The sequence below is a fragment of the Niastella populi genome (genome assembly GCF_002078015.1).
In the GTDB taxonomy this organism is placed as follows: domain Bacteria; phylum Bacteroidota; class Bacteroidia; order Chitinophagales; family Chitinophagaceae; genus Niastella; species Niastella populi.
On the sequence record NZ_LWBP01000022.1, the window covers coordinates 1 to 6796 of the forward strand.

Sequence of the window (6796 nt, forward strand, 5' to 3'; positions counted from 1 at the left end):
CATCAGGGTAGGCCAAGAAAAGATGATTTACCTTATCATAATCAGCTTTTACCATTGTTGAAGATTTTTAAAAATTTACCGCAAAGGTAAAAAGGCCTCCAAGGGAGGCCAAAGACTTTGAAAAATTTCGAACATAATCAATATGAGTGCATGTATTATTTGATATGCAATAGTAATTTTCTTAATTATATAGAAGGCAATCCCCTAATCATCACATGAGAAGTTGTAATGATAATATTGCAGCAACTTTTATTTCCAGATTAGAAAAGTGTTATTGAAAAAAGATATTTAAAGTGATAGGCCAAATAGAAAAGCAATCCGCAAATTAACAGGGTTGCTATAACCCATATCGTAGAGTGATCTTTTTTTAATGATTTTCGGTATTGGTCATAGTAATTATCATCTGCGATTTGGAGGGGCGTGTGTCTATAGGCAACCAAAAGGGACGATTCATTTTGAATATTTCTATTGTAGCTTGATACACTAACAATGGACCAGATTATACAAATAATGTAGTAACTGCAAGCTAATCCAATGCTGGCTATAAAATGCCCTGTAAAGAACAGAAGAAAAACAATGACAGGAAATAAAAGCGTCATAATAATTCCGCCTACAATTGAGGCATAAAAAAGTCCTATTCCTCCAAATAAGAGTGTGAGCAATATAGCAACACCTGTGCTTTTTGTTTGCTTTGTAACAATGTAACTCATATGGGTTTTGATTTAAGGGGCGTGATTAATTATTGCCAGCCATTTTCAGTTTTTTTAAATTCTACCCATCCCTTAACCACTTTTAGTTGACCTGATTTATAGTGGTAGTAGTTGTCAATATCAAAGTTGTATTTGTGGTCATTGGCTTCTTCACGAAGCTCAGCATCGGTAATTAGATTTTTAAGATCGTCTCTAAATAAACTGTGGGCGTTGAGTTTAAACTTAACAGTCATTGAATATTGAAACCGGTAAACATCCTGGCCAAATACAGTAAGATTTTCTCCATTGGTTTTGTCAAATTTGATTACCTCAAAAATGTCTCCCGACCTAAGCGCATTGAATTTTTGAGTTTTAACTTTTTCAAATGCCTTATCTGTATTTGGTTTAAGTTCAATAGCAGAACATGAAGAAATAATAATGATTGCAAGGGTTAAAATAAAGCGCATTGAGCTGGTATTTAATAGATTAATGAATATATTGCAATTTAATTAAATAACGCATATATGCGTCAATAAAAATCACGGCGATACCACATCTTGGCGATGTGATAAATGTTAAGAATAAAGCTTTAGTAAAGGCATTAGGCGACAGGATAAGAGATTTACGCACTCAGCAAGAATTATCTCAGGAAGATCTTGCCAATGAAGCAGACGTGCCCCTATCTCAAATTGGGCGTATTGAAAGGGGAGAAAATAATCCTACTATATCAACTCTCTATGTAATAGCCCAGGCATTAAAGATAGATTTAAAAGTATTGGTTGATATTAAATTGAAAAAGTAGCTTCCAGTATCCTATGCGAAGCTAGGAAAGGATTCTGAAAGCTTAGAACTTCAAATTTAGGCTGCCAGGTCAGGAATAACAAGCGGTTTCTAATTAGTTAGAATTTATTGATTCTAATACCTGTATTGAAGGAGCTAAATAATGCTCCGCTATTCCTTTAAGTATGAACCCGCTTGGCTTATTAATTCGCTTCTTTTGCTCTTTATTTAGCTCTTCATTGACCTTTTTAAGCCATTTTAATTCATCTTTTAGTTCCGCTGCTAACTCAAGATGTCTATACCTTTCTCTTATCATAGACCCAATATGTTTTTTATGTTCATTAGAAAGAGTAAGGAATGCATTTACAAAATCTTTAACTGCAAAATGTTTAAGGATTGGAATGTTGTAATATTTATTTTCGGATGTATTAGATAGTGTAAGTTTTTGTGCAAACTTTAATGGAGAATTCTTCATTTCTGTAAGAAGCGTAGAAGCCTCATTGGGATAATTTGAAATGATATATTTTTGCGCTTCCTTTTTCAAATACACAATAAAGTCTTTAAATTGTTGAATATCCCTACCATGATAACCCAAAGATCCATAAGCGTCAACAGAGAAGCCGTCGTTATAATTAAATGATAGCTTCCCTTGGGTTCTAAGATTAGTAACATTTTTTTTAGCTAATGATATTATTTGGGATTTAGCAATCGGTATAAGGTTTATTTCCGAATAATAAACTAGCATTGATGTTATATGAACTAATAGGTGCTGATCTTCAACTTCTTCATTTTGAAAATAATTATATACATTTTGAAATAATGTTTCAAACTCGTCATCGCTTAAGTCAGTCCAACTCCATAGCTTAATATGAGCAGGAGTATTTTCATTTAGAAAATAGCGGCTATTTCTTATAGACTGCTCAAGCTCATCTCTGTTTGAAATTATCCCTTTGCTAAAAAAATCAAACCATAAATTAGAATTCAACGGAAATGATTCAATGCTGTAAGTCTCTCTTAGTTTTTGGAATATGGAATCCTTATTGTCAAATAAAAGCGGGTGGCCCCCAGCAAACAGATTCAGTATATCTTCCTCTTTTATGTTCCCTTTTTTTAACTCAAATGAAATAGCAAGAAAAAGGGAAATCAAGTCAATTATCAGATTTTCTTTCCTATGAGCAATAGGTGGAAGTAATAAATATAGCCTTTCTAAATCCAAAATAGTCTGTTTCAAATGTCGCAAATTATTATAACCCGCTGCACTGTACAACTCCTTAATTAAGGATTTTTTTTGATTTAAAAGGTTAATGAATGCCTGATTTTGTAGGTCTGTAATAAATTCATTAAGTGCTTCATCAAAATTAGATTTTACTTCAAAGCTTTTCCCAATAAGCTTTTCCTTCGTCCTTAAATATTTTACATTTTCGCTTAATTCATTACTACCCAATTCTCCTTCAAACGTTTTATTATCAAACTTTCCTTTTATATTTTGATACCTCTTTTTCTCTCGCTTTTCTTCATTTGAAATAATTTCCTGTTCATTTGCTACAATTAAAACTTTATTTCCATTATTTTCTACAAATTGATTAATATATCCTAATGCTACTGCTAAATCCATGGTACATCTTTCCAAGTCATCAAATACAATTATCTTCTTATCAGCATTAGTAAGATAGTCTGGCAGGTTAATACTTGAAAGGTCGGGATCAATTTCTACTTCACCGCTATCGGATAAATTAATTTTAAGCGCAGTTTTCAAGACACTAGTGAAAACTTTTCTTACTATTTTCATTCCTTTAGATGCCAACACTGGGTTTAGTTGTTCAAATATTTGCTCATTAATTTCCCTTGTAGAACCAACACCGTATAAAGATATGTATAGGAACTTTTCCCTGCCATTATCTTCTATAAATTTGTTTATATAGAATGATTTCCCGCATCCCCAATTCCCCTTTAGCATAACTGCAAATTGAGGAGCTTTGGGAAGTCGGATGTAATAATTCAAATATTCCGTAATGTGCTCATTCATATACTTGATGTTTTAAATCCTGATTCATTTTGCATTTATAGTTACCTTATACGATACTGGTATTTTTAAGACGTTCGTGTTTTCTGGATTGAAGGGGTTGCCTATCATCCAAACTTTAGGTTGAGCTTTTAATATTTCAAATACTATATAAACATGATAGTTAGCCAAGTCCATAGCTTTTCTTAATTCATTTGCGGATAAGAAGAAGTTTACCTTGCCAACATTAGCTCTGGTTGTTTTTACTTCAATATACTTTGGAGTGCCGTCTTCTTCAAAAGAATAAATATCATAACCTTCATAATCATATTTTGCTTTTTCCACTTGAGCGGCTAATCTAGTTTTACCAGCATCCTTTAATCGCTTACGCTCCATGTCTAAAACGATTTTTTCTCCTCTTTCACCTAAGAGTTTTAATTCTCTTGCTTCTGCCTCATAATCAGGATTAGCACCTCCGGTCCTTCTTTCATTATTTGATTGAGGGGTTGTTGGCGAAAGTATATTTAAACTTACTACTGTTGGTATAGGATTTGGAGGAAAGTATGGTAATCTATACCTAGCTAGAGGGTCATTTTCCACCTGGTTATTTTTAGGCGGCCTACCTGGATAATAATTATATAAGAAGTAAGAAAACAAATCCAATGACCAATGCTGCATTACAGCATCAGTATTTTTAAAGTCTACTAATGCCCTTTTCTTATAAACAGCATCAGAGGTTATCAGTGATTCTGTATCTAAATTGAATTGAATTAGAAAATAGTTGAGATGCTCTTCAGAAAACACATTTAAAAAAGTGTCTGGAAAGTAAGTTGCCAATATTTTTCCTTTAAACATTGGACTAAGTGGATTATTTGCAATTGCCTCAAGATCATTTCTGTTCCCTGCTGCAATAATATCAATAATAGCTTGCTTTATTTTAGGAAACGCAATTTCTTCTATAGCACCCCATTTTTTAGTAATTAGTAATCGTTGATCTCGGGAGGAGAAGTAAATGCCAAACTTAGGCGCTCTTGAACCTCGAATTCTTCCTAAACCATCCAATTGTCTTTCTATTCCATAACAGAAGTTAAATCCTGTTTCTGGTTTTGAATAGCCTAACGCGTAATCTTGGATTTGCATTTGATTAATACGAGCTGGAGTAAAGTAACGAATAAATTGTTCACGGATCTCATGCAATGGTGCCCTCGCCTCCATTACTTTTTCCATGCTATTTTCAAAGCTCACTTGCGCTTCTCGTAATTGATGTATATTCATGACTAAGGGGTTATCTTCATTGAGGTTGCTAAAATTAAGAAAAAGCATTTAGCAATGCAAACTGCAATAAGGGGTATATTTGTAAGTGCACATGCAATCTATATAATCTAATATACCGCCACGATAACTGTTATACAGGTTCACTTGAGACTCGTCAGAACATTTCCCGAACAATATATAGTAATCGCATAGTTGCTATAATGGCCTTTAACCAATTATATTCCAACTTAAAAGGAAGTTCTTAATGAATAGAGTTTCCGAATTTCCTAAATCCTAACCACTAAAATGGTAGATTTATCCTGAGGTGTTTAGTTATTAATTGGATAGGATAAAGTAAAATAGCATTATTTCAAAAATTAAATAAATTTGAATAAATAGTAATTAATGGAAAATATAAATATCCCTTTTGAGGGCAATGGCCTGTCATGTGTTGCGGTTGTTAAACTTGATGGTATTGCAGATTCCTGGATAGCACATGCGAAAATAAGCGGTCATCCAAAAATTAGTGAACTTCATATTCATTTTAGATTGGGAGACTACTTAATACCGCTGTTTTCATCAGAAAGTGAGTTGCAATTCTTTTCCCCGTTATTGTGTAAAATAGACGAGAAGGCGAAAATGCTTTTGCCAACACAATTTGAAGAAGGCTTAGAAGCCGAATAAACTTCACTTCTCTCTAAAAATATTTAATGAGCTAATAACTTAACGTGGCATTGGGTCGAATAGCAAGGCATTTATCAAGTTTATACGTTATGACTTACATAGTTAATGTAACATTTTAACCATACTTGCGACATAAATAAGTATGAAAAATTTAAAGCCAACCCTTGCCTCAATAATCTTAGGATTCTGCGTTATACCCCTTATACTTTATTTATTGGTTTTTGCCAAAAATGGAGTGTCTGCTAAAGCTGAAGACTGGGCGAATTTTGCAACATTCGTTTCCCTTTTTATTGGAATTTGTAACTTAATTCTTTTTGCAATATTGACCTACTATGTCCAAGGGTACAATGAATCCAACAACAAATTTATCGAAACTAGGAGCCGAATGCTCGAGAGACCGATCATTAGTTTTTCTTTAATTCGGGGTCGCTATTGGATACAAAATATTGGGAATGGCCCAGCAATAAATATTATAGTTAAATCTGACTTCCATAATAATGCCTGGAAATACGGCTTTATTTGGCATTCACTTCAAGCCACCAATCAGTTAGAACCAATGGACTGGACAACAAGTAGTAATATCATTTGTGCTACTTATTCCGACAGCATGGGGCATGATTATATTTCATATATGGAGAACGATAGTTTAATAACTATTGATTGCCAAGATGAAAAATCAATTAAAAAATTTGGTCAGCAAATTGAAAAAGCTAAGCTTAATGCTCCTTCAATAACTTGGAGACAAAACCATTAAAAGTGATTATGCGTATAAAGCAACTATAGTGCAATATACGGTCATTATGGTCGCTATATTGGCCCAGTAAAAATTGGGCGATACCTTCACCGAAAATTTAATACTGGCCGTATAGGGGCCATAGTAAATTGCGGTAACAATTTATACAACTGTTGTTTCTTCAATTAACAAATTTCGCAACCAGCCAATCCCTGTGTCAGTAGCATACAATACTACATAATAAATTTTCTTACTTGCTAAGTACTTCTCTTTTAATTTATACTGCAAATAACCTGCATCAATAAATTTCTGCTGTGGAATGTGCCGATTATTTATGATTTCTTTCTTCATAAGAATTTGAAATATTTTATTTCTTCCAAGTCCTAAGTCCCCTAATAGTCGAGCTACCTGATAAAATGTATGTAAGCGCATGAGATAAATTTTAGGAAATTAGGAGTTAGGAAATCTGAAGATTTTCTCTAACCCCTTAAAGTTTTATAATTTTTGGTAATGATTTTGTACTGAGCGTTCAAGTAGGCCTTCCCGAATAAACCATGTAATGTAATTCTCAGCAGTTTTTTCCTTGATACCTATCAATGATGCTATTTCCATCGCTGTTGCCCGATTAAATGTATCAGGAAGCTTCTCGAGAAA

At 33.4% G+C, this 6796-nt stretch carries 8 protein-coding genes; 3 read left to right on the forward strand and 5 right to left on the reverse strand.

What is annotated here, in order from left to right:
• Positions 1-260 precede the first annotated feature (260 nt).
• Both A4R26_RS04905 and A4R26_RS04910 read right to left on the reverse strand, forming a co-directional pair.
• Positions 261-710: a hypothetical protein gene (locus A4R26_RS04905; protein ID WP_081161483.1), complete on the reverse strand. Its 450-nt coding sequence runs from the start codon at positions 708-710 to the stop codon at positions 261-263.
• 29 nt (positions 711-739) lie between these two features.
• Positions 740-1156: a hypothetical protein gene (locus A4R26_RS04910; RefSeq protein WP_081161486.1), complete on the reverse strand. Its 417-nt coding sequence runs from the start codon at positions 1154-1156 to the stop codon at positions 740-742.
• A gap of 98 nt (positions 1157-1254) precedes the next feature.
• On the opposite strand from A4R26_RS04910, the gene A4R26_RS04915 reads away from it, so the two are divergent.
• Entirely contained in the window at positions 1255-1491 is a 237-nt protein-coding gene (locus A4R26_RS04915; protein ID WP_081161489.1) for a helix-turn-helix domain-containing protein, read from the forward strand.
• Between the two features lie 93 nt (positions 1492-1584).
• Here the strand turns inward: A4R26_RS04915 and A4R26_RS04920 are convergent, their stop codons facing one another.
• Together A4R26_RS04920 and A4R26_RS35335 are read right to left on the reverse strand one after the other, a co-directional pair.
• The gene (locus A4R26_RS04920) at positions 1585-3495 is read right to left on the reverse strand and encodes a P-loop NTPase fold protein (RefSeq protein ID WP_081161491.1); all 1911 of its coding nucleotides are present in this window, start codon (positions 3493-3495) and stop codon (positions 1585-1587) included.
• Positions 3496-3519: 24 nt separating this feature from the next.
• Positions 3520-4746, reverse strand: coding sequence for a protein NO VEIN domain-containing protein (locus A4R26_RS35335; protein WP_207625679.1), 1227 nt, complete (start codon positions 4744-4746; stop codon positions 3520-3522).
• Between the two features lie 384 nt (positions 4747-5130).
• Here A4R26_RS35335 and A4R26_RS04930 point away from each other — a divergent pair, with 384 nt between their 5' ends.
• Positions 5131-5409, forward strand: a complete 279-nt coding sequence (locus A4R26_RS04930; RefSeq protein WP_081161494.1) for a hypothetical protein — start codon at positions 5131-5133, stop codon at positions 5407-5409.
• A gap of 142 nt (positions 5410-5551) precedes the next feature.
• Entirely contained in the window at positions 5552-6163 is a 612-nt protein-coding gene (locus tag A4R26_RS04935; protein ID WP_081161497.1) for a hypothetical protein, read from the forward strand.
• 141 nt (positions 6164-6304) lie between these two features.
• On the opposite strand, the gene A4R26_RS04940 is transcribed toward A4R26_RS04935, so the two are convergent.
• Entirely contained in the window at positions 6305-6574 is a 270-nt protein-coding gene (locus A4R26_RS04940) for a phage antirepressor KilAC domain-containing protein (protein WP_081161500.1), read from the reverse strand.
• Positions 6575-6796: the final 222 nt, after the last annotated feature.